The 24,007-nt window shown below is 73.8% G+C and carries 21 protein-coding genes; 13 read left to right on the top strand and 8 right to left on the bottom strand.

Features of this window, described 5'->3' with window-relative positions; translation table 11 throughout:
• Positions 1 to 14: 14 nt before the first annotated feature.
• From ACH4SL_RS16865 to ACH4SL_RS16855, 3 genes are all read right to left on the bottom strand, one after another.
• Positions 15 to 1,886, bottom strand: a complete 1,872-nt coding sequence (locus ACH4SL_RS16865; RefSeq protein WP_398445995.1) for a serine/threonine-protein kinase — start codon at positions 1,884 to 1,886, stop codon at positions 15 to 17.
• 121 nt (positions 1,887 to 2,007) lie between these two features.
• Positions 2,008 to 3,801, bottom strand: coding sequence for a protein kinase (locus ACH4SL_RS16860; protein ID WP_398445993.1), 1,794 nt, complete (start codon positions 3,799 to 3,801; stop codon positions 2,008 to 2,010).
• A gap of 60 nt (positions 3,802 to 3,861) precedes the next feature.
• Positions 3,862 to 5,568: a glycerol-3-phosphate dehydrogenase/oxidase gene (locus ACH4SL_RS16855; RefSeq protein WP_398445991.1), complete on the bottom strand. Its 1,707-nt coding sequence runs from the start codon at positions 5,566 to 5,568 to the stop codon at positions 3,862 to 3,864.
• A gap of 264 nt (positions 5,569 to 5,832) precedes the next feature.
• On the opposite strand from ACH4SL_RS16855, the gene ACH4SL_RS16850 reads away from it, so the two are divergent.
• Both ACH4SL_RS16850 and ACH4SL_RS16845 read left to right on the top strand, forming a co-directional pair.
• Positions 5,833 to 7,104, top strand: coding sequence for a nucleotide sugar dehydrogenase (locus ACH4SL_RS16850; protein WP_398445989.1), 1,272 nt, complete (start codon positions 5,833 to 5,835; stop codon positions 7,102 to 7,104).
• 276 nt (positions 7,105 to 7,380) lie between these two features.
• The gene (locus tag ACH4SL_RS16845) at positions 7,381 to 8,007 is read left to right on the top strand and encodes a hypothetical protein (RefSeq protein WP_398445987.1); all 627 of its coding nucleotides are present in this window, start codon (positions 7,381 to 7,383) and stop codon (positions 8,005 to 8,007) included.
• Positions 8,008 to 8,076: 69 nt separating this feature from the next.
• Here the strand turns inward: ACH4SL_RS16845 and ACH4SL_RS16840 are convergent, their stop codons facing one another.
• From ACH4SL_RS16840 to ACH4SL_RS16825, 4 genes are all read right to left on the bottom strand, one after another.
• Positions 8,077 to 9,198 carry a GuaB3 family IMP dehydrogenase-related protein gene (locus ACH4SL_RS16840; RefSeq protein ID WP_398445985.1) on the bottom strand — a complete coding sequence of 374 codons (1,122 nt, stop codon included), beginning with the start codon at positions 9,196 to 9,198 and terminating at the stop codon, positions 8,077 to 8,079.
• Positions 9,199 to 9,464: 266 nt separating this feature from the next.
• A complete protein-coding gene (gene guaB / locus ACH4SL_RS16835) occupies positions 9,465 to 10,964 on the bottom strand; it encodes an IMP dehydrogenase (RefSeq protein WP_398445983.1) in 1,500 nt (499 codons plus the stop codon).
• A 148-nt stretch (positions 10,965 to 11,112) separates the two neighbouring features.
• Positions 11,113 to 11,739 (bottom strand): RNA polymerase sigma factor ShbA, encoded by a 627-nt coding sequence (gene shbA, locus ACH4SL_RS16830; RefSeq protein ID WP_398445981.1) that lies wholly within the window; start codon positions 11,737 to 11,739, stop codon positions 11,113 to 11,115.
• Positions 11,740 to 12,161: 422 nt separating this feature from the next.
• On the bottom strand, positions 12,162 to 12,773 hold the full coding sequence (locus tag ACH4SL_RS16825) for a response regulator transcription factor (protein ID WP_003948568.1): 612 nt from the start codon (positions 12,771 to 12,773) through the stop codon (positions 12,162 to 12,164).
• A gap of 421 nt (positions 12,774 to 13,194) precedes the next feature.
• Between ACH4SL_RS16825 and ACH4SL_RS16820 the strand changes: the two genes are divergently transcribed.
• A complete protein-coding gene (locus tag ACH4SL_RS16820; RefSeq protein WP_398445979.1) occupies positions 13,195 to 13,497 on the top strand; it encodes a WhiB family transcriptional regulator in 303 nt (100 codons plus the stop codon).
• 32 nt (positions 13,498 to 13,529) lie between these two features.
• Here ACH4SL_RS16820 and ACH4SL_RS16815 read toward each other — a convergent pair whose 3' ends face one another.
• Entirely contained in the window at positions 13,530 to 14,447 is a 918-nt protein-coding gene (locus tag ACH4SL_RS16815) for a LysR family transcriptional regulator (protein ID WP_398445977.1), read from the bottom strand.
• Positions 14,448 to 14,531: 84 nt separating this feature from the next.
• On the opposite strand from ACH4SL_RS16815, the gene ACH4SL_RS16810 reads away from it, so the two are divergent.
• The 10 genes from ACH4SL_RS16810 (at position 14,532) to ACH4SL_RS16765 (ending at position 24,002) form a co-directional block, all read left to right on the top strand.
• Positions 14,532 to 15,611 (top strand): aminotransferase class V-fold PLP-dependent enzyme, encoded by a 1,080-nt coding sequence (locus tag ACH4SL_RS16810; RefSeq protein ID WP_398445974.1) that lies wholly within the window; start codon positions 14,532 to 14,534, stop codon positions 15,609 to 15,611.
• A gap of 146 nt (positions 15,612 to 15,757) precedes the next feature.
• Entirely contained in the window at positions 15,758 to 16,465 is a 708-nt protein-coding gene (locus ACH4SL_RS16805; RefSeq protein WP_398445972.1) for a hypothetical protein, read from the top strand.
• A gap of 4 nt (positions 16,466 to 16,469) precedes the next feature.
• A complete protein-coding gene (locus ACH4SL_RS16800) occupies positions 16,470 to 17,399 on the top strand; it encodes an SRPBCC family protein (RefSeq protein WP_398445970.1) in 930 nt (309 codons plus the stop codon).
• Complete coding sequence (locus ACH4SL_RS16795; RefSeq protein WP_398445968.1) at positions 17,392 to 18,273, top strand: hypothetical protein; 882 nt, start codon at positions 17,392 to 17,394, stop codon at positions 18,271 to 18,273. Before ACH4SL_RS16800 ends, ACH4SL_RS16795 begins: the two co-directional genes overlap by 8 nt.
• 110 nt (positions 18,274 to 18,383) lie before the next feature.
• Positions 18,384 to 19,187, top strand: a complete 804-nt coding sequence (locus ACH4SL_RS16790) for a GNAT family N-acetyltransferase (protein ID WP_398445966.1) — start codon at positions 18,384 to 18,386, stop codon at positions 19,185 to 19,187.
• 72 nt (positions 19,188 to 19,259) lie between these two features.
• On the top strand, positions 19,260 to 19,913 hold the full coding sequence (locus ACH4SL_RS16785; RefSeq protein WP_398445963.1) for an MOSC domain-containing protein: 654 nt from the start codon (positions 19,260 to 19,262) through the stop codon (positions 19,911 to 19,913).
• Between the two features lie 30 nt (positions 19,914 to 19,943).
• Entirely contained in the window at positions 19,944 to 20,726 is a 783-nt protein-coding gene (locus ACH4SL_RS16780; RefSeq protein ID WP_398445961.1) for an SDR family NAD(P)-dependent oxidoreductase, read from the top strand.
• Between the two features lie 213 nt (positions 20,727 to 20,939).
• Positions 20,940 to 21,248, top strand: a complete 309-nt coding sequence (gene groES, locus ACH4SL_RS16775) for a co-chaperone GroES (RefSeq protein ID WP_031516465.1) — start codon at positions 20,940 to 20,942, stop codon at positions 21,246 to 21,248.
• A gap of 135 nt (positions 21,249 to 21,383) precedes the next feature.
• Positions 21,384 to 23,009, top strand: coding sequence for a chaperonin GroEL (gene groL / locus ACH4SL_RS16770; protein WP_398445958.1), 1,626 nt, complete (start codon positions 21,384 to 21,386; stop codon positions 23,007 to 23,009).
• 237 nt (positions 23,010 to 23,246) lie between these two features.
• The gene (locus ACH4SL_RS16765; RefSeq protein ID WP_398445956.1) at positions 23,247 to 24,002 is read left to right on the top strand and encodes an HAD family hydrolase; all 756 of its coding nucleotides are present in this window, start codon (positions 23,247 to 23,249) and stop codon (positions 24,000 to 24,002) included.
• Positions 24,003 to 24,007: the final 5 nt, after the last annotated feature.

Here is a 24,007-nt window from a genome sequence, read left to right as displayed (position 1 = left end):
GTGCTGTCCCGCGCTCATCCGGCCGGTTTGAAGGTGGCGAAGGCGACCTCGCGCATCTGCCGGTTCTCCGGGCTGTTCCAGTCGTCCACGGGGGTCGTGAAGAGCAGCGCGTAGCCGTGCTTCTTGTCCACCACGAACCCGCGGTTCAGGACGTGCTCTTGCTTACCCCCGGAGGTGCGCTTGTACTCCCAGTCCGCCGCGTCGTACGTGCGATACGAGGCGCTCTCGATCCTGATCTGCTGGTAGCCGGGGATCGTGGTGCGGGCGGCGTCCTTCTGCCACTCGGCGAGGGCGCTGGGCTTGGGCGAGTCGGTGTGGTCGACCATCAGGCGCGCGCCGTTCGGACCGCTGTAGTACGTGCCCGTGCGGTAACTGGCCCGGTCCGGCAGGCGCTTCCAGCCCTTCGGGAGGGCGACGACGGCGCCGCCGTTGGCGGTGACGAGCTGGAAGTCCTTCGGGGCGACACCGGGGGCGGGCGCCGCGTCGTCGTCCGCGCCGTCCGCGTCGTCGTCGCCGCCCTTCCCCTTCCCCTTGCCCTTGTTGCCGCCGTGGTCGTCGCCCTGGTCGTCGTCCCCGGGCCGGGTGGTGGGGGCGGACGTCTGCGCCGTGTCCTTGCCGTCCGCGGCCTTGCCGGTGGCCCCCGCGGTGGTGCCGCCCTTCGTACCGCCGTCCTTGTCGCCGCTGCCGCCGCCGGTGTTGGCGGCCAGGACGCCGATGATCGCGGCGATCACCGCGAGGACGGCGACGACCACGATGAAGAGCGTGCGGCGCGGCACGACATCGGTGAGCGGGGCGCGCGCGGGGCGCGGGGCGGCGTCGGCGGGCGCGCCGGGTCCGGCCGCGGGGTGCGCGGCGGCGGGCTTGGACTTGGGCTTGGCGGCGGCCCGGCGGACGGCGGCGAGCGCCTCGCGGGCCCGGTCGAGGTCGGGCGCCCCGGCGGAGGCCGGGGCGGCGGCGGGTTCGTCCGCGGGAGCGGCGGGCTGCTCCGGGACGGGCGGGAGCACGCTGGTGCGGGTCTCGCCACCCGATATGCGCGGGGCGCCCGCGGGCGGCTCCGGCGCGTTGACGACCTGCTGGAGCAGGGTGCGGGCCGCGTGCTCGTCGAGCCGCTTGTCGGGATCCTTGGTGAGCAGCCCGGAGATGACGCGGGCGAGCGGACCGGCGTTGGGCATCGGGCCGACCGGCTCGGTCATCACCGCGGTGAGGGTCGCGATGGCCGACCCCTTGTCGTACGGCGGGTGGCCCTCGACGGCGGCGAAGAGCAGCGCGCCGAGCGACCACAGGTCGGCGGGCGGGCCGGGCTTCTGGCCGCGGGCGCGTTCGGGCGAGATGTACGAAGGCGCGCCGACGAGCATGCCGGTGGAGGTGACGGACGGGTCGCCGTCGATCTGGGCGATGCCGAAGTCGCTGAGCACGACGCGCGCGTCGTCGCCGATGAGGACGTTGGAGGGTTTGACGTCGCGGTGCAGGATGCCCTCGCGGTGCGCGGCGGACAGCACGTCCAGGACGACCAGGCCGACCTCGGCGGCGCGGCGCGGGGTGAGCGGGCCGTCGTCGCGGATCCGGTCCGACAGCGAGCGGCCCTCGATGAGTTCCATCACGATCCACGGCCGGTCGTCCTCCTTGACGACGTCGTAGACGGTGATGGCGCCGGTGCCGCGTATCCGCGCGGTCGCCTTGGCCTCGCGCAGGGTGCGGGTGACGAGGCGGCGCTTCTCCTCCTCGTCGACGTTTCCCGGGAAGCGCAGCTCCTTGACGGCGACGGTACGGCCCAGGGTCTCGTCGGTCGCGCGCCAGACCGTGCCCATGCCGCCCTTGCCGAGCACGCCGTCGAGCCGGTACCGGTCGGCGAGCAGGCGTCCGTCGGTACCTTCGACCTCGCTCATGGCTTCCCTCTGTGGTCGTTCGGGTGAAACCCCATCATCCCCGAAGCGGGCACTCACAGGCCAATACGCAGGAGAGGGCCCGGTGGTTCGGCGAACGGCGGTGCGATCCGGCCGGCCGGGGTCAGCCGGTCCCGCGGAAGCCCGCGACGGCGGTGTCGAACACCGGCTTGTAGTCGGACCACTGGTCCTTGGGCGCCGACAGGTACACCGCGTACTCCCGGCCGCCCGGCTTGCCGAAGCCGAGGTCGAGCGCGCGGAAGGGCTTGGTGGTGCCCTGGAAGGTGAACTGCCACAGCGCGGCCTCCTGGCCGTCCGCCGTCTTCGTCCGCTCCATGCGCTCGCGGTGGTAGTCCTTGACCTGGCCCTCGGTCTGCGGCTCCAGGTCGATCCAGTGCTGGTACGGGTCGAGGCCCGCGAAGTCCAGGGCGCTGATCTTGAGGGCGACGGTGTCGGTCGGGTCGACGTAACTGACCTGGTCGCCGCCGTCGTAGACCTTCTTGTGCCAGCCGTCGGGCACCGGGACCTGGTAGCCGCGGTTGGCCTGCTCGGCCAGGTGGTAGCCGTCGGGGACGGGCGGCGGCTCGTACGTCGGGGCCTCGGTGGTGGGCGCCGGCCGCGTCGTCGGGTCCTGCGTCGGGGCGTCGCTCGTGGGGGCCGCCGAGGTGCCGGTGGCGGTCGCGGTCGGGGACGGGTCGGGGCTCGCGGCGTCGGAGCTGTGCGCCCGGTCGACGGCCACCGCGACACCCGCGGCCACGACGGCGACCGCGACGGCGGCGGCGATCCAGCGCCCGCGGCGGCGCTGCGGGCCGGGCGGCGACCCGTGCAGCGGCCCGTGCTGCGACCCGTGCAGCGGCCCGTGCTGCGGGGTGTGCGGCGGCTCCTGGTGCGGGGCGCGCGGCGGGGGCACGCTGCCGGTGTACGCGGGCGACTCGGCCCCGGGCGGCGGGCCCATGGTGACCGGCCGTACGGGCCCGGCGGCGGGCGGCGGCAGGGGCCGGGTCAGACCGGTGTGCGCGACGTACGCGGTGTCCGGCTCGGCGGCGGGTATGCGGAGCATCCGCTCGGCGTCCTCGGCGGACAGCCGCTCGGCGGGCTCCTTGGCCAGCAGCCCGGCGATCACCTCGGTGAGCGCGCCGGCGCTCGGCGGCGGCTCGATCGTCTCCTCGGCGATGGCGTAGGCGGTCTCGATCGCGGTGGGGCGGCGGAAGGGCGAGCGGCCGTCGACGGCCTGGTAGAGCGTGGCGCCCAGCGACCACAGGTCGGCCTCGGGGCCGGGCGGGGCGCCGCGCAGCCGTTCGGGCGACAGGAAGTCGATGGAGCCGATGATCTCGCCGGTGCGGGTGAGGGTGGAGGTGCCGGAGGACTGGGCGATGCCGAAGTCGGTGAGCACGATGCGGCTGCCGAGCGGCACGCGCCCGGTGCCGGTGTCCTCGCCGGGGTGCGGGCCGCCCGCGGGGTGGCCGAGCAGGACGTTGCCGGGTTTGACGTCGCGGTGCAGCACCCCGGCGCGGTGGGCGGCGATGAGCGCGGCGACCATGCCGCGGCCGATCCGGGCGGCCTCGCCGGGGGCCAGCGGGCCGTGCTCCTTGACCAGGTCGCCGAGGGTCACGGAGGGGACGTACTCCATGACGATCGACGGCAGGCCCGCGTCGTCGACCACGTCGTGCACGACGATGACGTTGGGGTGGCTGATGCGGGCGGCGGCGCGGGCCTCCCGCCGGGTGCGCTCGAAGAGCGTGGCCAGCTCGTCGTCATCCATGTCCGGCTGCGGCGGGTGCAGCTTCTTGACGGCGACCTGACGGTCGAGCAGTTCGTCCTGCGCGCGCCACACCGTGCCCATGCCGCCGCGGCCGATGCGTTCGAGCAGCCGGTAGCGGCCCGCGACCAATCGCCCCTGGTCCGCCGGTCCCACCATCTCGCGCCCCTCCACCGTCCCCCGTTTTGCGCGGATTTGCCGCGCCCAGACGTCCCGCGCCTAGAGTGGCACGATATCCGGCGCCCCCAGCCGTGCGGCATCCGCGGTCAAGTCGTCGGGCTGGCGCTGCGATTCGCGCTCCGCCTCGACGCGCTTCTCGTAGTACGCCACCTCCTTGTCGATCTGCGCGGCGTCCCAGCCCAGCACGGGTGCCATCAGCTCGGCCGCCTCGCGCGCGCAGCGGGTGCCGCGGTCGAAGGTCTCGATCGAGATACGCGTCCTGCGGGCCAGCACGTCGTCCAGGTGCCGTGCTCCCTCGGCCGAGGCCGCGTAGACGACCTCGGCGCGCAGGTAGTCGTCGGCGCCGCCGAGCGGGGCCGCGAGCGAGGGGTCGGCGGCGATCAGCTCCAGCAGCTCCTCGGTCAGCCCGCCGTAGCGGCCCAGCAGGTGCTCGACGCGCGCGACGTGCACCCCGGTGCGGGCCGCCGTCCTGGCGCGGGCGTTCCACTGCGCCTGGTAGCCCTCGGCCCCGGCGAGCGGGATCTCCTCGGTGCAGCACGGCGCCACCCGGTGGTCCAGGCCGTGCACCGCCTCGTCCACGGCGTCCTTGGCCATGACCCGGTAGGTCGTGTACTTGCCGCCCGCGACCACCACCAGGCCGGGCAGCGGGTGGGCGACGGTGTGCTCGCGCGACAGCTTGCTGGTCGCGTCCGACTCGCCCGCCAGCAGCGGCCGCAGGCCCGCGTAGACGCCCTGCACGTCGTCCCGCGTGAGCGGGGTGGCCAGCACGGAGTTGACATGGTCGAGCACATAGTCGATATCGGCGCTGGAGGCCGCCGGGTGGGCCTTGTCGAGATCCCAGTCGGTGTCGGTGGTGCCGACGATCCAGTGCCGCCCCCACGGGATGACGAACAGCACGGACTTCTCGGTCCGCAGGATCAGCCCGGTATTCGAGTGGATCCGGTCCTTGGGCACCACCAGGTGGATGCCCTTCGACGCCCGTACATGGAACTGCCCCCGCTCCCCGATCAGCGCCTGGGTGTCGTCCGTCCACACCCCGGTCGCGTTGACGACCTGCCGCGCGCGGATCTCGTACTCGCCGCCCGCCTCACCATCGTGCACCCGGGCACCGACAACGCGTTCCCCCTCCCGGAGGAAGCCGGTCACCCGCACCCCGTTGGCGACGTGCGCGCCGTAGGAGGCGGCGGTCCGCGCGAGGGTCGCGACGAAACGCGCGTCGTCGACCTGGGCGTCGTAGTACTGGAGCGCGCCGACCAGCGCGTCCTTGCGCAGCGCGGGGGCCACCCGCAGCGCATGGCGGCGGGTCAGGTGGCGGTGCACGGGCAGCCCGCGGCCGTGGCCGGAGGAGACCGACATGGTGTCGTAGAGGGCCACACCGGTGCCCGCGTAGAGCCGCTCCCAGCCCTTGTGCTGGAGCGGGTAGAGGAAGGGCACCGGGCGCACCAGGTGCGGGGCGAGGCGTTCCAGCAGCAGCCCGCGCTCCTTGAGGGCCTCGCGGACCAGCGCGAAGTCCAGCATCTCCAGGTAGCGCAGGCCGCCGTGGATGAGCTTGCTGGAGCGGCTGGAGGTGCCCGCGGCCCAGTCGCGGGCCTCGACCAGGCCGGTCGACAGCCCGCGGGTCACGGCGTCCAGCGCGGTCCCGGCGCCGACGACGCCGCCGCCCACCACCAGGATGTCCAGCTCCTGCTCGGCCATCCGGGCGATGGCCGCGGCCCGCTGGTCGGGTCCGAGTGTCGTCGTACGCATCCTGCCTCCGTGCCTTCCGGCGCTCGTCGGGCTTGCGGGTCGTGCGGGGCGTGGCGCGGGCGCCGGCGGGCGGGCCCGTCCCCTTCGATAGTGACCGGCCGGGCGGGGCGCTGCCAGGGCAGCCCGTACGGCTGAGGCGGGGCGCGTCCTGGCGCCGACCGGCGCGGCGAGTGGTCATATCAGTCATTTGTCTGGTTAGCCTGATTTGGCGCCGTGCATGAGCCCGTTCGAGGTGGTTCGTGGTGGTCGCCAGGGAGGACACCCATGCCCGCAGACCTCGCCGTGCTCGGCCTCGGACACACCGGGCTGTCGCTCGCCCAGGCGGCGACCGCCACGGGCATCGGCGTCATCGGCTACGACCCGGACCCCGAGGCGGTCGCCGACATCGCCGCCGGCCGGGTGCCGCCCGGCTCGCTGGCCGCCGCCGACCTGCGCCGCATGCTCTCCTGCGGCTTCCGCGCGACCTCCGACCCCGCGGTGCTCGGCCGGGTGCGCACCGCGGTGATCTGCGCGCCCACCCCGCCCGGCGAGGACCACGCGCTGGACCTGTCCGCGGTCGCCGCCGCCGCCCGCGCGCTCGCCCCGCACCTGCGGCCGCACACCACCGTCGTCCTCGAATCGCCGGTCTACCCCGGCACCACCGACGGCTTCCTGCGCCCGCTGCTCGAAGCGCACGGCCTGCGCGCGGGCCGCGACTTCCACCTCGCCTACTCCCCCGGCCGTCTCGACCCGGGCAACCGCGCCGTCCACTTCGCCACCACCCCCAAGGTCGTCGGCGGCGCCACCCCCGCCTGCACCGAGGCCGCCGCCGCCTTCTACGGCCGGCTCACCGAGCGCGTGGTGCGCGCCCGCGGCATCCGCGAGGCCGAGACGGTCAAGCTGCTGGAGACCAACTACCGGCACGTCAACATCGCCTTCGCCAACGAGATGGCGGTCTTCTGCCACGACCTCGGCGTCGACCTGTGGGACGTCATCCGCTGCGCCGAGACCAAGCCCTTCGGCTTCCAGGCCTTCCGGCCCGGCCCCGGCGTCGGAGGCCCGGCCCACCCGCTGGATCCCAACGCTGCTCCGCACTTCACCCCGCCTGCCCACCCGCGGCTGCCCGGACACCCCCTGCGGATGGTCGAACTCGCCGCCGAGGTCAACGGCCGTATGCCGCGCTACGTCGTGCAGCGCGCCGCCGCCCTGCTCAACGAGCACGGCAAGTCGCTGCGCGGCGCCCGCGTCCTGCTGCTCGGCGTGACGTACAAGGCGGACCTCGCCGACCAGCAGGGCGCGCCCGCCCGCGAGATCGCCACCCGGCTGCTCGAACTCGGCGCCCAGCTCTGCTACCACGACCCCTACGTACCCCAGTGGCGCGTCATGGACCGCCCCGTCCCGCGCACGGACTCGCTGTGGGAGGCCGCCGCCGAGGCCGACCTCACGCTGCTGCTCCAGCACCACCGCACGTACGACCTGCAAGGACTCGCCGTCAAGGCCCAGCTGCTGCTCGACACCCGGGGGGCGACCCCCGCGGGCGCCGCCGCCCGGCTCTGAGGTACCGTCAACTCCCTTACCCGGTACGGCACGACCCCGCCACCCGCGCCGACGCCGCGACGCGCCCGGATCCCGGTTCGGGACACTCCCGGACAACCGTCCAGGTCGGGCCATACGTACGGGTCATGTAACGACCGGACGAATCGTCTTGTCCGATTGTCACCTCCCCCTGCTAGATTTCCTCGTCACCACTCGTGCGCGGGCATGTGCGCATCAAGCCCACATCGCGTCCGCACCACGACACCCGCAGCACGTCCGTCCCCCGGGGGAAGAGTCATGAGCTCCAACTACCCGCCGCCGCAGCAGCCCGGCGGCCAGAACCCGTACGGTCCGCCGCCGGCCGGTGGCCAGAACCCGTACGGTCAGCCGCAGCCCGGCCAGCCGCAGTCGCCCTACGCCGCGTCGCCGTACGCCGGCGGCCAGCCCGGCGCTCCGGCACCCGGCGGTTTCAACGCGGGCGCCTACGCCCCGCCCGCGCCGGTCGGTGGGACCGGGCGCGACAACCTCGGCGCGGGTGTGGCCGCCGGCATCGCAGCGGCCCTGGTTGCCGCCGTGCTCTACGGCCTCATCATCCGCGGCACCAAGCACGAGATCACCTACGCGGCGGTCGCCGTCGGCGTGCTGGTCGGCTTCGCCCTCGCCAAGGCCGGCGGCCGGAACCCCGCACTGCCGTTCATCGGCATCCCGCTCGCCCTCCTCGGCGTGTACGCCGGCCAGATCTTCGGTATCGCCCTGCTCCTGGCGACCTACCCCGGCGCCCCCGGCGTGATGACCATCCTCACCGACCACTACGGCATCGTGAACGAGGCCTGGAAGGAAGCGATGGGCGGCATGGACTTCGTCTTCTACGCCGTCGCCGGCATCGAGGGCTTCGTGATCACCAAGCGCGTGGCAAACGGCTGAACGAGCCGTACGCGAACGACGACGGAGGGGCGGCCCCGCGGGGCCGCCCCTCCGTCGTCGTTCACATCCTCAGCGGTGGTGGGTCGGGGAGACCGTCACCTCGACGCGCTGGAATTCCTTCAGGTCCGAGTAGCCGGTCGTCGCCATCGAGCGGCGCAGCGCGCCGAAGAGGTTCATCGAGCCGTCGGGGGCGTGCGAGGGGCCGAGCAGGATCTCCTCGGTGGTGCCCGCCGTGCCCAGGTTCATCCGCTTGCCGCGCGGCAGCTCGGTGTTGACCGCCTCCATGCCCCAGTGGAAGCCGCGGCCCGGCGCGTCGGTCGCGCGCGCCAGCGGCGAGCCCATCATCACCGCGTCCGCGCCGCAGGCCACGGCCTTCGGCAGGTCGCCGCTGGAGCCGAAGCCGCCGTCCGCGATGACGTGCACGTACCGGCCGCCGGACTCGTCCATGTAGTCCCGGCGGGCCGCCGCCACGTCCGCGACCGCGGTCGCCATCGGCACCTGGATGCCCAGCACGTTGCGCGTGGTGTGCGCGGCGCCGCCGCCGAAGCCCACCAGCACGCCGGCCGCACCCGTACGCATCAGGTGCAGCGCCGCGGTGTACGTCGCGCAGCCGCCGACGATGACCGGGACGTCCAGCTCGTAGATGAACTGCTTCAGGTTCAGCGGCTCGTGCGACCCGCTCACGTGCTCCGCGGACACGGTGGTGCCGCGGATCACGAACAGGTCCACGCCCGCGTCCACGACCGTCTTCGAGAACTGCGCGGTGCGCTGCGGCGACAGCGCCGCCGCCGTCACGACCCCGGCGTCCCTGACCTCCTTGATGCGCTGCCCGATCAGCTCCTCGCGGATCGGCGCGGCGTAGATCTCCTGGAGCCGCGCGGTCGCCCGCCCGTCGTCCAGCTCCGCGATCTCCGCGAGCAGCGGCTCCGGGTCGTCGTAGCGCGTCCACAGCCCTTCGAGGTTCAGCACCCCGAGCCCGCCGAGGTTGCCGATCCGGATCGCCGTCTCCGGCGACACGACGGAATCCATCGGCGCGGCCAGGAACGGCAGCTCGAAGCGGTAGGCGTCGATCTGCCAGGCGATCGAGACTTCCTTGGGGTCACGCGTCCGGCGGCTCGGCACCACGGCGATGTCGTCGAAGGAATACGCCCTGCGCCCGCGCTTGCCCCGCCCGATCTCGATCTCTGTCACGTCCTGTGCCTCTCTCATTGGCCTGCGGCCCCAGTATCCCGCACCCCGCGCACAGCGGCGCGCCCCCGCCGGGGGTCGCGCATGCCGCGCCGGGCAACCACCAGGGGCGCGGGGAACTGCGCGAGCAACCCACCACCGGCCGGTGGTCCGGTACGGACCGAACTGCCCCTTCGGGTCGGTGACGACGCGCGCCACCGTCGTGGCTGAGCGCGCAGTTTCCCGCGCCCCTGCGGGGCGCATGGCACCGCCCTGCGCTGTAGGGAGCCTCAGCTGTGGTAGTTGGGGGCCTCGACGGTCATCTGGATGTCGTGGGGGTGGGACTCCTTGAGGCCCGCCGCGGTGATGCGGACGAAGCGGCCCTTCGTCGCCATCTCGGCGACGTTCGCCGCGCCGACGTAGCCCATGGTCTGGCGCAGGCCGCCGACGAGCTGGTGGAGGACCGCGGAGAGGGGGCCGCGGTAGGCGACCTGGCCCTCGACGCCCTCGGGGACGAGCTTGTCGTCGGAGGAGACCTCCGCCTGGAAGTAGCGGTCCTTGGAGTACGAGCGGCCCTGGCCGCGCGACTGCATCGCGCCGAGCGAGCCCATGCCGCGGTAGGACTTGAACTGCTTGCCGTTGATGAAGAGCAGTTCGCCGGGCGACTCCTCGCAGCCCGCGAGCAGGCTGCCGAGCATGACGCTCTGCGCGCCCGCGGCCAGCGCCTTGCCGATGTCGCCGGAGTACTGGAGGCCGCCGTCGCCGATGACGGGGATGCCCGCGTCCTGGCACGCGACCGCGGCCTCGTAGATCGCGGTGACCTGCGGGACGCCGATGCCGGCGACGACGCGGGTGGTGCAGATGGAGCCGGGGCCGACGCCGACCTTGACGCCGTCCACGCCCGCGTCGATGAGCGCGCGGGCGCCGTCGCGGGTCGCGACGTTGCCGCCGACGACGTCGATGCCGACCGCGGACTTGATCTTGGCCATCCAGTTCAGCGCGTTGCTGTTGTGGCCGTGCGAGGTGTCGACGACGAGGAAGTCCACGCCCGCGCCGACCAGCGCCTGCGCGCGGTCCAGCGCCTCGGGCCCGGCGCCGACGGCGGCGCCGACGACGAGCCGGCCCTCGGAGTCCTTGGCCGCGTTCGGGTACTGCTCGGCCTTGACGAAGTCCTTGACGGTGATGAGGCCGCGCAGCCGGCCGTCCTCGTCGACCAGCGGCAGCTTCTCGATCTTGTGGCGGCGCAGCAGCGCCATCGCGTCCACACCGGAGATGCCGACCTTGCCGGTGACCAGCGGCATCGGGGTCATGACCTCGCGCACCTGGCGGCTGCGGTCGGTCTCGAAGGCCATGTCGCGGTTGGTGACGATGCCGAGCAGCTTGCCCGCCTCGTCGGTGACCGGGACACCGCTGATGCGGAACTTCGCGCACAGGCCGTCGGCCTCGGCGAGCGTCGCGTCCGGGCGGACGGTGATCGGGTCGGTGACCATGCCGGACTCGGACCGCTTGACCAGGTCGACCTGGTTGGCCTGGTCCTCGATGGACAGGTTGCGGTGCAGCACGCCGACGCCGCCCTGACGGGCCATGGCGATGGCCATCCGCGCCTCGGTGACCTTGTCCATGGCCGCGGACAGCAGCGGGATGTTCACCCTGACATTGCGGGAGACGAGCGAGGAGGTGTCGACCTGGTTGGGCAGTACGTCGGACGCGCCCGGCAGCAGCAGCACATCGTCGTAGGTCAGCCCCAGGGCGGCGAACTTCTCGGCTACTCCGTCGGCGTTCAGCGTCATGACACCTTCTCGAATGGTCTTGCCCGGCGAGTTGTTCAATGGTAGTGGCATCGCCGGTATTCCCCGGACCACCCGCCCCCACGTCACCCGTGCGGGGCGCTCACCGGCCAGAACGCACGCGGTGCGACCGGGCCGTCACCCGTACGGGTCAGGCGCTGAGGCCGCGCGCGCTCGTCGGGTGCGCGGCGGCCGACTCCTCGGCGATCGCCCGCAGCCGGCTCAGCGCACGGTGCTGCGCGACGCGTACGGCGCCCGGCGACATGCCCAGCACCTGGCCGGTCTCCTCGGCGCTCAGCCCGACCGCGACCCGCAGCAGCACCAGCTCGCGCAGGTGGCCGGGCAGCCGGTCGAGCAGGCCGCGGGCCCAGGCGGCGTCGCTGTTGAGCAGCGCGCGCTCCTCGGGCCCGAGCGAGTCGTCGGGCTTCTCCGGCATCTCGTCGGACGGTACGGCGGTGCTGCCGGGGTGGCGCATCGCGGCGCGTTGCAGGTCGGCGACCTTGTGGGCGGCGATCGACACCACGAAGGCCTCGAAGGGCCGCCCGAGGTCGCGGTAGCGCGGCAGCGCGCACAGCACCGCGAGGCAGACCTCCTGGGCGAGGTCGTCCACGAAGTGCCTCGCGTCGCCGGGCAGCCGGCTGAGCCGGGTGCGGCAGTAGCGCTCGGCGAGCGGGTGGACGAGCGCGAGCAGCTCGTGCGTCGCCCGCTGGTCGCCCGCGACGGCGCGGCGGACGAGGGCACCGATGGCCGTGCCGGCCGGAGTGTCGTCGTCGCGCATCCACCCATGGTGCCTCGCCGCAGGAGCTTCCGCCGCATCGCGGGGGTAGTTCTGCACCGAAGCGTTATGAGCCGCCGGGCCCGAATCGGCACCCGGCTCCGCGGCGGGGCCGGCAGCCCGCTCGGCGGCCGGGGCCGTCATCTGCACGGTCCGGTCCGCCGCGTGCCCCGCCGGGTCTTCCGCCGCGTCCTGCGCTGTGTGGTCTGCCATCTGGTGCCCCCGCCGATCCCCGAGGAAGTCCATACGTCAAGCATGCGTCCTCCCCCGGGAAAGCGTGGACTCGTGCGGGGCTTCACCGTACGGCGTAATGCGTACGGCGTACGGCGCGGTGCGTCGGACGACCCGCCCGGCGCATCGGGCGGCCCGCGCCGCGGACCCGGCGGGCGCGCCGGACCCGCCGGCCCCCGCGGGCTCGGCCGGCCTCAGCGGACCAGGCCCCAGCGGAAGCCGAGGGCGACGGCGTGCGCGCGGTCGGACGCGCCCAGCTTCTTGAACAGCCGCCGGGCGTGCGTCTTGACGGTGTCCTCCGACAGGAACAGCTCGCGGCCGATCTCGGCGTTGGACCGCCCGTGGCTCATGCCCTCCAGGACCTGGATCTCGCGGGCCGTGAGGGTGGGCGCGGCGCCCATCTCGGCGGACCGCAGCCGGCGCGGTGCGAGCCGCCAGGTGGGGTCGGCGAGCGCCTGGGTGACGGTGGCCCGCAGTTCGGCGCGCGAGGCGTCCTTGTGCAGGTAGCCGCGGGCGCCGGCGGCGACCGCGAGCGCGACGCCGTCCAGATCCTCGGCGACGGTGAGCATGATGATGCGGGCGCCGGGGTCGGCGGACAGCAGCCGCCGGACCGTCTCCACCCCGCCGAGGCCGGGCATCCGGACGTCCATGAGGATCAGGTCGGACCGGTCGGCCCCCCAACGGCGGAGCACTTCCTCACCGTTGGCCGCGGTCGTTACGCGCTCGACGCCGGGTACGGTCGCGACCGCGCGGCGCAGGGCCTCTCGGGCGAGCGGGGAGTCGTCGCAGACGAGGACGGAAGTCATGACCGCCCCCCGCAGCTGAACCGCGTCACGTTGTGCCTCCAGGCTGTACGAAGTAACCACTTCCGCCACACTCAACGACCCTCACCCGAAAGAGTTACGAGGTTTGGTCGTCGCGATCGGCACTCTACGTGATCATGCGCATACGGATCCGCCACGCCGCAGGTCAGAACGGGTGAGCCGGGAAAATTCCGCGCGTCGTTCCGTGCGGGAGGGGGCGCGGGCGGCGCGGCGAATACTGCTGAACGGGCGGTGATGCGGCCTTTGCGGCCGCTTTGCACCCTTTGGCCGCTCTTTTCTGATGCGTGCGCTAATCGCCGTTAGATTGGCGAAGAGTCATATTTACATCTACTACGACAGTAGATGTACGGTCGGAGACACCGAGGTCGTCTTGGCCGTCACGCACCCGTCGAGGGGATGAGCAATGGCAGACTTCTCCCGCCTACCCGGCCCTAACGCCGATCTCTGGGACTGGCAGCTCGTGGCAGCCTGCCGCGGCGTCGACAGCTCGCTGTTCTTCCACCCCGAGGGTGAGCGCGGTGCCGCTCGCAGTGCGCGCGAGACCGCCGCCAAGGAGGTGTGCAGCCGCTGCCCGGTGCGCGCGGAGTGCGCCACGCACGCCCTCACCGTCCGCGAGCCGTACGGCGTGTGGGGCGGGCTCACCGAGGACGAGCGCGAGGAGATGATGGGCCGCTCCCGCAACCGGACGCCCGTCGCGCAGAACTGAGCAGAACCGATACGCCCCGAGGTCCGCCCCCCTCACCCGACGCGCCGCCGCAGCCCCGCGCGCGCCAGCCGCCCCAGCATCACGTCCACCGCCGGTACCTGCGCGAGGTCGGGCAGCGTCAGCGCCACGACCTCGCGCCGCACCCCCGGCCCCAGGCCCACCACCGCGACGCCCCGCGCGCGTACCGACTCCAGCGCCAGCCGCGGCAGCACCGTCACACCGAGCCCCGCCGCGACCAGGCCGACCACCGCCGGGTAGTCGTCGGTCGCGAAGTCGATCCGGGGCGTTAAGCCCGCCCGCTCGCACAGCTCGACCAGATGCCCCCGGCAGCGCGGGCAGCCCGCGATCCAGCGCTCGCCCGCGAGTTGGGCCAGCTCGGCGGGGCCGCCGCCGTCCGCGAGCCGGTGCCCGGGAGGGACGACGCACACCAGCGGGTCGCTCAGCAGCGGGCGCACCACCAGGTCGTCCCACGACTCCTCCGCGGGCGTCGGCAGGTCGGCGTAGCGGAAGGCCAGCGCGATGTCGCAGTCCCCGGCGCGCAGCATCTCCACGGAGCGCGGCGGCTCGGCCTCCACGAGCGAGATCTCCGTGCCCGGGTGCGCCGCCCGCATCTCCGCGACCGCGCCCGGCACCAGCGTCGCCGTCCCCGACGGGAAGGACGCCAGCCGCACCCGCCCGGCGCGCAGCCCGGCGATCGCGGCGATCTCCTCCTCGGCGGCGGTCAGCCCGGCCAGGATGCCGTCGGCGTGCCGGACCAGTGCCTCGCCCGCCTGCGTGAGCCGCATCTCGCGCGGGCCGCGCACCAGCAGCGGGGTGCCCGCCGACTGCTCCAGGGCCTTCATCTGCTGGCTGACCGCGGGCTGGGTGCAGCCCAGCGCGCGGGCGGCGGCCGAGAAGGAGCCGCCGCGCGCCACGGCCCGCAGCACGCGCAGGTGCCGTGCCTCCATCATCTCCCCACCATAAGCATTGCTTAGGGGTGAGCCCAAGAGATCAGCAATAGACTTTGCCCTGCTCCCGGTCCAGGCTGAGGTGCCATGAGCTCCGACACCACCGCTCCCCTTGACCTCACCAGCCCCCTCGCCCCCGCCGAATACCCGTCGTTGGCCCCCGGCTACCTCAACACCGCGACCGTCGGCATCCCCCCGGCCCGCGCCCTCGCCGCCCTGCACGACGCGCTCGGCCCCTGGGCCGCCGGGCACACCGGCGGCGACGCCTTCGAGGCCGCGGTCACCTCCGCCCGCGCCGCCTTCGCCCGGCTCGCGCACGTGCCCGCCGAGCAGGTCGCGCTGGCCGGGTCGGTCGCGGGCAGCGTCGGCCTGATCGCCACCGCCCTGCCGCCGGGCGCCGACGTCGTCGCGTACGAGCGGGATTTCAGCGCGCTCGTGCACCCCTTCGCCGCCCGCCCCGACATCACGCTGCGGCTCGTCCCGCTGGAGGAGCTGGCGGCTGCCGTACGGCCGGGGACCGCGCTGGTCGCCGTCAGCTCCGCGCAGTCGTCGGACGGCCGGGTCGCCGACCTGCCCGCGATCCGCGCCGCGGCCGCCGTGCACGGCGCCCGTACGCTCGTGGACGCCACGCAGTCCGCGGGCTGGCTGCCGCTGGACGCGTCGCTCGACGACTACGTGGTCTGCCACACCTACAAGTGGCTGTGCGCCCCGCACGGCGCCGCCTTCCTCACCGTACGGCCCGGCGCCGAGGACACCCTCGCGCCGACCTTCGCCGGCTGGTACGCCGCCGCCGACCGCGACTCCATCTACGGCCCCATCGCCGAACTCGCGCCGGGCGCACACCGCTTCGACACCCGCCCGGCCTATCTGCCGCACATCGCCGCCGCCGCGTCCTTCTCCCTCGTCGAGGAGCTGGGCGTCGACCGCGTCCACGCCCACGACACCGCGCTCGCGCAGCGCCTGCGCGACGGCTTCACCGCCCTGGGCTACTCCCCCGTGCCGGGCCCGTCCGCGATCGTCGCCGTCCCCGGCGTGCCGACCGCGGTGACCGACCGGCTGCGCGCCGCGGGCGCCTCCTTCGCCGCCCGCGCGGGGAATCTGCGGCTGGCGCCGCACTTCTACACCACCGCCGCCGACGTCGACCTCGTGCTGGCGGCGGCCTCGTAGCAGGCCCGCCCGGCTCCCTGAGATGCGCTTTCGGCCGATTCGACGAGACTGGGGGGAGAGGACGGGAGCGCTGTGCCGTGCCTCGCACGCCGGAGGCCCGGCGCGCCCCGTCACCATGCGCATCCATCGGGAGAAGGCGCACCGTGATGGACGAACCGCGGAACATCGGCCTGGCAGCCGCCATCGCCAGTGGCTATGTGCTCGGCCGTACCAAACGGGGCCAGGTGGCGCTGACAGCCGCCGCGCTCCTGGCCGGTCGGGGGCTGCGTCCTGGCAGCGCCCTGGCCGGCGCCGTCCGCAAGGTCCCCGGGATCCCGGGCGCCCCGGGCGGGACGGACGAGGACGAGGCCGAGGGCGACGGGAAGAAGCCCCGGCGCGGCGGGCCGCTCGGCAGGGCCGTCCGCGGGGTCGCCGACCGGGGCGCTTCCGCCCTGGGCGACACCCTGCGGGAACGCACCGCCGCGCTCGCCGGACTGGACGAGCCCCCGGCGGAGGAGGACACCGCCGAGGAGGAGGACAAGGGCGGCGAGGACGAGGACGACGAGCCCACGGGCGGTGGCGGCGACTCGCGGAAGAAGGACACGCGGAGCGCGTCACCGACCCGCGGCTCCTCCCGTCCGGCGAAGAAGGCCGCCCAGTCCACCCGGTCCACGGCCCGGAAGAAGGCACCGGCCGGGAAGCCGTCCGGGACGGCCGCGCGCGGCGGCAAGCAGACCGGCGGCGCGAAGGCCCCCGGGAAGGCGGCCGGGAAGACCGCGCGGAAGACGGCACCGAAGGCGGGCAAGGCCGCGGGGACCGCGAAGAAGGCCCAGCCGCGGGCCGCGTCCGGCTCACGAACGCAACGGGACAGGTGATCCGATGGCAACCGGACAGAAGAACGCGGAAACGGACCAGGGCCCCCTGGCGATGCTGCGCCACGAGCTGGGCCAGTACATGTCCGCCCGGACCCGCCGCGCCGCCCGCACGGTCGGCACGAGGCTGCGGGACGCGACCGACCGCGTCGCGCAGGAGGAGGACGGCGGCACGCTCCCGAAGGTCGGCTCGCGCGTCCTGCACGGCGAATCCCCCGCGAAGGCCCTCGCGGAGGAGACCGTCGGTGGTACGGCGAGCGGGGTCGCCGGGAAGATCAAGAACGCGGTGACGCCGGGGGACGACTCCGAGGACGACGACTCCGGAGGCGGCGGCGGCGACGGGACGACCGACACCAAGGCGACCAACATCGTCGAGGTGATCGACGTCGGTGTGCCGCTGCGCACCGCCTACGACCACTGGACCGAGTACGAGTCCTTCAGCGGCTTCGCGAAGGCCGTCCAGAGCGCGGAGCGCGGCGACGACACCACGAGCGAGTGGATGGTCAAGATCGGCCCGTCCACCCGGACGTGGAAGGCCACCGTCCAGGAGCAGCTGCCGGACGACCGGATCGTGTGGACGACCGAGGGCTCGTCCGGCACCACGCAGGGAGCCGTCAGCTTCCACGAGATCACCCCGACCCTGACCAGGATCATCCTCGTCCTGGTCTACTCCCCGACCGGCTTCGTCGAGAAGACCGGCAACCTCTGGCGCGCCCAGGGCCGCCGGGCCCGGCTGGACTTCAAGAACTTCCAGCGGTACGTGACCTTCGCCGACGAGGAGGCCGAGGGCTGGCGCGGCGAGATCCGCGAGGGCCAGGTGGTGCGCACGCACGAGGAGGCCATGGCGGAGGAGGGGGAGCTGGAGGACGGGGACCAGGACGAGACCGAGGACGACGAGGACGACGACGGGACGGACGAGGGCGAGGACGATGACTGACGAGCGGAGCCCCGCCCCCTCCGCCGGGCGCCCGGACTCCCGGGATCCCGGCGCGCAGCCCGACGTCCACCTGGATGTGCCCACGCTGCACGTCGACGGGCTCAACCTGCATGTGCAGGACCTGCACGCGCGGGTGGCGCTGCACGCCGAGGTCCTGGACGTGCTCAAGCTGGAGGTCGGCGCGGAGGCGCACCTCGGCGACGTCGAGCTCGACCTGTCGGGCGTCGACGCGCAGGCGCTGCTGGACGTCCGGCTGGACAACGTCGCCGCGATCCTGTCCGACGTCCTGCGCACCCTCGACCGGAACCCGGAACTCGTGGAGCGCATCACCGCCCCCGCGGGCGAGGCCGTGGCCGCGGTCGGCCGCGAGACCGGCCGCGCGGCCGGGGAACTCGCCCCGGCGGCGGGGAAGGCCGTGGAGAACACGGGCGAGGCCGCGGGGAAGGCCGTCGAGAGCACCGGCGAGGCCGCGGGGAAGGCCGTGCAGGACACGGGCGAGGCGGCGGGCGACGCGGCCGGTACGGCCACCGGCGCGGCCACCGGCGCGGTCGAGGACGCCGTGGACGACACGGTGGAGGGCACCTCGCACATGACGAGCGACGCGACGGACCAGGACGCGCCGGAGGCGGAAGACGCCGAGGTCACGGAAGACGCCGAACGCGCCCCGCGCGCCGGCCGCACGCCCGATCCCGCACCCGGCGCGGAGCCCGCCGACGCCGGCACCTCGTCCCGGCGCGGCCGCCGGTCCCGCGGCCGGCGGGGCTCCGGCTCCTCCGCGCGGGGCCCGCGTACCGCCCGCCGGCCCCGCGCCGCGGCGCGCGCCGACAAGCGCAGGCACACCACCCGCACCCGCCGCACCTCCGACACGGGCTGACCGGGCCGCTCCCGGCCAGCGCCCGGCCGGTGCCAGGCCGGTGCCAGGCCGGTGCCAGGCCTGCGGAAATACGGTTGGCCGGGGCAGTGGCCGGTGGTGGAATGCCGTCAATGGACAACAACCACGTACTCGCGCTCTTCGACCGCCAGATGCGCCGCGACGCCCCGCCGGAGAGCCCCACCACCCGCGTCGACCGCCTCGACGGGGTCGTACGGCAGGTCGGCACCGGGCCCCACGAATGGTGCGGCGTCCTGTGGTCCGACCTGGACGAGACGACCGCGGACGCGGCCATCGGCGCGCAGCTGGAGTGGCTGGGCACCGCCGAGGCGGCGGAGCGGGAGTTCGAGTGGAAGACCTACGCGCACGACCGCCCCGCCGACCTCGGCGAGCGGCTGCGCGCGGCCGGTTTCACGCCCGAGCCCGCCGAGACGCTCATGGTCGGCGACATCGCCGAGGTCATCGCCCGCACCGAGGGCGCGGCGCTCCCCGCGGGCGTCCGGCTGGAGCCGGTCACCGACGCCGCGGGCGTCGACCTCGCGGCGGCCGTCCACGAGCAGGCCTTCGGTACGAGCGCGGAGCGGCTGCGGGCGCGCATGCTCGACCAGATCGCCGAGCGCGGCGACACCGTCAGCATCGTGGTCGCGATGGCCGGCGACGAGCCGGTGTGCGCGGCCCGCATGGAGTTCTGCCCCGGCACGGAATTCGCCGGGCTGTGGGGCGGCGGCACCGTCGAGCGCTGGCGTGGCAAGGGCATCTACCGCGCCCTGGTCGCCCACCGCGCGCGCCTCGCGCAGGCCGCGGGCTACGGCTACCTCCAGGTCGACGCGTCCGACCAGAGCCGCCCGATCCTCCAGCGCCTCGGCTTCGCGGCGCTGAGCGTCACGACGCCGTACCTGATCACGGCTCCCGCGTAGGGCGCCCCCCGCGTAGGCGCGCCCGGCCCGCCCGCGTACCCCTCTCCGTCCCCCCACCAGGAGGCACAGCCCGTGCACGTACTGAGCGTCAACGTCGGGCGGCCGCAGCCGAATCCGTGGAAGGGGCTGGAGGCCACCGGCATCGACAAGCAGCCGGTCGCCGGGCCGGTCGCCGTCACCGCGCCCGGTCCCAAGGGCACGGGCGCGGTGGGCCTGGCCGGGGACCGGGTGTACGACGTCAAGCACCACGGGGGCACCCACCAGGCCGTCTACGCCTTCGCGCGCGAGGACCTGGACCGCTGGGCGGACGTGTTCGGCCGCGACCTGCCCAGCGGCTCCTTCGGGGAGAACCTGACGACCGCGGGCTACGACGTCAACGAGGCCCTGATCGGCGAGCGCTGGCGCATCGGCGGGCCCGGCGGCCCGCTCCCGGAGGTGTCCTGCCCGCGCATCCCGTGCGTGACCTTCGCCGGGTGGCTCGGCGAGCGGGGCTGGATGAAGCGCTTCACGCAGGACGCGCGGCCCGGCCCGTACCTGCGGGTCGTCGAGCCGGGCGAGCTGGCCGCGGGCGACAGGCTGGAGGTCGTCCGGCGCCCGGACCACGAGGTGACGGTGAGCGTCTCCTTCCGCGCCTTCACCACGGAACCCGAGCTGCTGCCCCGCCTGCTGGACGCGGACGCGCTGCCGCCGGAGGACCTGGCGGCGGTCCGCAAACGCCTGGGCTGAGCGGGGCGGGCGCCCCGTACGCTGCCCCGTATGACGACTTCCCTCATCACGGGCGCGACGGCCGGCATCGGCGCGGCCTTCGCCCGGCGCCTCGCCGCCGACGGGCACGGCCTGGTGCTGGTCGCGCGCGACGCCGTACGGCTCACCGAGCGCGCCGAGGAGCTGCGCGGGCGGTACGGCGTCGACGTCGAGGTGCTGCAGGCCGACCTCGCCGCGGACGGCGGCATCGCGGCGGTCGAGGAGCGGCTGCGCAGCCCCGTCCTGCCGCCGGTGGACGTCCTGGTCAACAACGCGGGCTTCGGCCAGAGCGGCCGCTTCCCCGACGCCCCGATGGCCGACGAGCTGCGCATGCTCAGGCTGCACTGCGAGGCGGTGCTGCGGCTCACCGCGGCCGCGGCCGAGGGCATGCGCGAGCGCGAGCGCGGCTTCGTCGTCAACGTGGCGTCGGTCGCGGCGTTCATGCCGCGCGGCACGTACGCGGCGAGCAAGGCGTGGGTCGTCCGCTTCACCGAGGGCGCCGCCCTCGACCTGCGCGGCTCCGGCATCCGCCTCCTCGCGCTGTGCCCGGGCTTCGTGCGTACCGAATTCCACGAGCGGGCGGGCATGGACGCGACCCGCCTGCCGCGCTTCGCCTGGCTGGACGCGGACGCGGTGGTCTCCGCGGCGCTGCGCGACCTGGCCCGCGGCCGCGTCGTGAGCGTCCCCGACGTCCGCTACAAGGCCGCGGTGGCGCTGGCCCGGCACGTCCCCTCCCGCCTTTTCGGCGCCGCCTCGACGACCGCGGGACGCCGCTACGACCCCAAGCGCGGGTGAACGGCGCTCGGTCGTACGTTCCTCCGCCACGCTCACGGCTGGCACTCCGCTTGACCGAGTGCTAAGAGCGGCCTACGCTCACTTCTGGCACTCAGCGAGCCTGAGTGCCAGAACTCAGCGACGAGGCAGGTCCGGCACCCGCGACGACGGGCCTACCAGGTCGCCGACCCTGACAGACACTCCCGTGAGCCCTTTGAAGGGGGAGGTCGGATCGTGACGACCGCCAGCACCAAGGTTGCCATCAAGCCGCTTGAGGACCGCATCGTGGTCCAGCCGCTCGACGCCGAGCAGACCACGGCCTCGGGCCTGGTCATTCCGGACACCGCCAAGGAGAAGCCCCAGGAGGGCGTCGTCCTGGCCGTGGGTCCGGGCCGCTTCGAGGACGGCCAGCGGCTGCCCCTCGACGTCGCCGTCGGCGACGTCGTGCTGTACAGCAAGTACGGCGGCACCGAGGTGAAGTACAACGGCGAGGAGTACCTCGTCCTCTCGGCGCGCGACGTTCTCGCGATCGTCGAGAAGTAAGTCCCCGGCTGCACAAGCCCTTGATCCCGCCCCGGGTGTCCCAGCCTTGCGGCAGGGTCCCCGGGGCGGGGTTGTTCCGCCGTCCTGATCGTCCGTGACGACGTGTTAGACGAGTAGACGAGGTAGTTCGCAGGCATGGCCAAGATTCTGAAGTTCGACGAGGACGCCCGTCGCGCCCTGGAGCGCGGCGTCAACAAGCTCGCCGACACCGTGAAGGTGACCATCGGCCCCAAGGGCCGCAATGTCGTCATCGACAAGAAGTTCGGTGCGCCGACCATCACCAACGACGGCGTGACGATCGCCCGTGAGGTCGAGCTGGAGGACCCGTACGAGAACCTGGGCGCCCAGCTCGTCAAGGAGGTGGCGACCAAGACCAACGACATCGCGGGTGACGGCACCACCACCGCGACCGTGCTGGCCCAGGCGCTGGTCCGCGAGGGCCTGCGCAACGTCGCCGCCGGCGCGTCCCCCGCCTCCCTGAAGAAGGGCATCGACGCCGCGGTCAAGGCCGTCTCCGACGAGCTGCTGGCCACCGCGCGCGCGATCGAGGGCAAGGACGACATCGCCGCCGTCGCCGCGCTGTCGGCGCAGGACAAGCAGGTCGGCGAGCTGATCGCCGAGGCGATGGACAAGGTCGGCAAGGACGGTGTCATCACCGTCGAGGAGTCCAACACCTTCGGGCTGGACCTGGAGTTCACCGAGGGCATGGCCTTCGACAAGGGCTACCTCTCGCCGTACTTCGTCACCGACCAGGAGCGGATGGAGGCCGTCCTCGACGACCCGTACATCCTCATCCACCAGGGCAAGATCTCCTCGATCCAGGACCTGCTGCCGCTGCTGGAGAAGGTCATCCAGGCGGGTGGCTCCAAGCCGCTGCTGATCATCGCCGAGGACGTCGAGGGCGAGGCGCTCTCCACCCTGGTCGTCAACAAGATCCGCGGCACGTTCAACGCCGTCGCGGTCAAGGCGCCCGGCTTCGGTGACCGCCGCAAGGCCATGCTCGGCGACATCGCGACCCTCACCGGTGCGACCGTCATCGCCGAGGAGGTCGGCCTCAAGCTCGACCAGGCCGGTCTGGACCTGCTCGGCTCCGCGCGCCGCGCCACCATCACCAAGGACGAGACCACCATCGTCGACGGTGCCGGCGACAAGTCCGAGATCGAGGGCCGCGTCTCCCAGATCAAGGCGGAGATCGCCACCACCGACTCCGACTGGGACCGCGAGAAGCTCCAGGAGCGCCTGGCGAAGCTCGCGGGCGGCGTGTGCGTCATCCGTGTCGGCGCGGCCACCGAGGTCGAGCTGAAGGAGAAGAAGCACCGCCTGGAGGACGCGATCTCCGCGACCCGCGCGGCCGTCGAGGAGGGCATCGTCTCCGGCGGTGGCTCCGCGCTCGTCCACGCCGTCAAGGTGCTCGGCGAGAACCTGGGCAAGGAGGGCGACGAGGCCACCGGCGTCGCCGTCGTCCGCCGCGCCGCCGTCGAGCCGCTGCGCTGGATCGCCGAGAACGCCGGCCTGGAGGGCTACGTCATCACCTCCAAGGTCGCCGAGCTCGACAAGGGCCACGGCTTCAACGCCGCGACCGGCGAGTACGGCGACCTGGTCAAGGCCGGCGTCATCGACCCGGTCAAGGTCACCCGCTCCGCGCTGGAGAACGCCGCGTCGATCGCCTCCCTCCTCCTGACGACCGAGACCCTGGTCGTCGAGAAGAAGGAAGAGGAGCCCGAGGCCGCGGGCGGCCACAGCCACGGCCACTCCCACTGACCCCTTCCGGGCCCTGACGCCCGCCACCCCCTTCACCGGGGTGGCGGGCGTCCGCCGTTCCGGCCCGTCGCAGAAGATCCCGCACCCGCAGCCTTCCGCCCAGGGCTACGTGGCCCAGCCACCGACAGCGCCGTCCGCGCTGCCTCCTCGCGACGCTCATGGAGCGGCCGTAGCCGCGCAAGTCGTAGCCGTCTGCGCACCTGGCACGCGCGGGAGCCCGCGCCGTACCCTTCCGCCATGTCTGCCGACGGTCCCGCTCCCGGCCAGGTTCCTGTCGCTCGACGCCTCGTCCTCTGGGACGTGGACCACACCCTGGTCAGCATCGGCGACGGCTTCAGCCGGGCTGTCTACGCCGAGGCGTTCGAGCGCGTGACGGGGCGCCCGCTCGGTCCGCTGGCCGACATGGCCGGCCGTACTGATCGGGCGATCACCGCGGAGACCCTGCGGCTCAACGGCGTGCCCGAACCGGAAACCCTCGCCCCTGACTTCTATGCCGCCCTCGCGGTGGCCGCCGAGCACCGGGTGGACCGGATGCGGGAGGTCGGTACCGTTCTGCCCGGCGCCCGGGAAGCGCTGTTCACCTGCGCCGCGCACCACGCGGTCCAGAGCGCCGTCACCGGCAACATACGGCCGATCGCCGTCATCAAACTCGGCGCGTTCGGCCTCGGCGACGCCCTCGACTTCACGGTGGGCGGCTACGGCGACGACGGCAGCGACCGCGCCGACCTGGTGCGCCTGGCCCGCGGACGGGCCTCCGCGAAGTACGGCCAGGACTTCTCCGGCCACCTGACCGTCGTCGTCGGCGACACCCCGCACGACGTCCGCGGGGCGCGGGACGCCGACGCGCTGGCCGTGGCGGTCGCGACCGGCGGCAGCACGGTGGAGGAACTGCGCGCGGCCGGAGCGGACGTCGTCCTGGCCGACCTCCGGGACTTCACGCAGCGGGTCTCGGACAGCCTCGTCCCCCGGCCCGGGCCGGGGGCGGCCTGCTGACTCTT

Origin of the sequence: Streptomyces sp. NPDC021020 (genome assembly GCF_044333285.1) — a bacterium.
Taxonomy (GTDB): Bacteria; Actinomycetota; Actinomycetes; order Streptomycetales; family Streptomycetaceae; genus Actinacidiphila.
The sequence above is the reverse complement of the archived record's forward strand: the minus strand, read 5'-3'. Positions and strand labels throughout refer to the sequence as shown.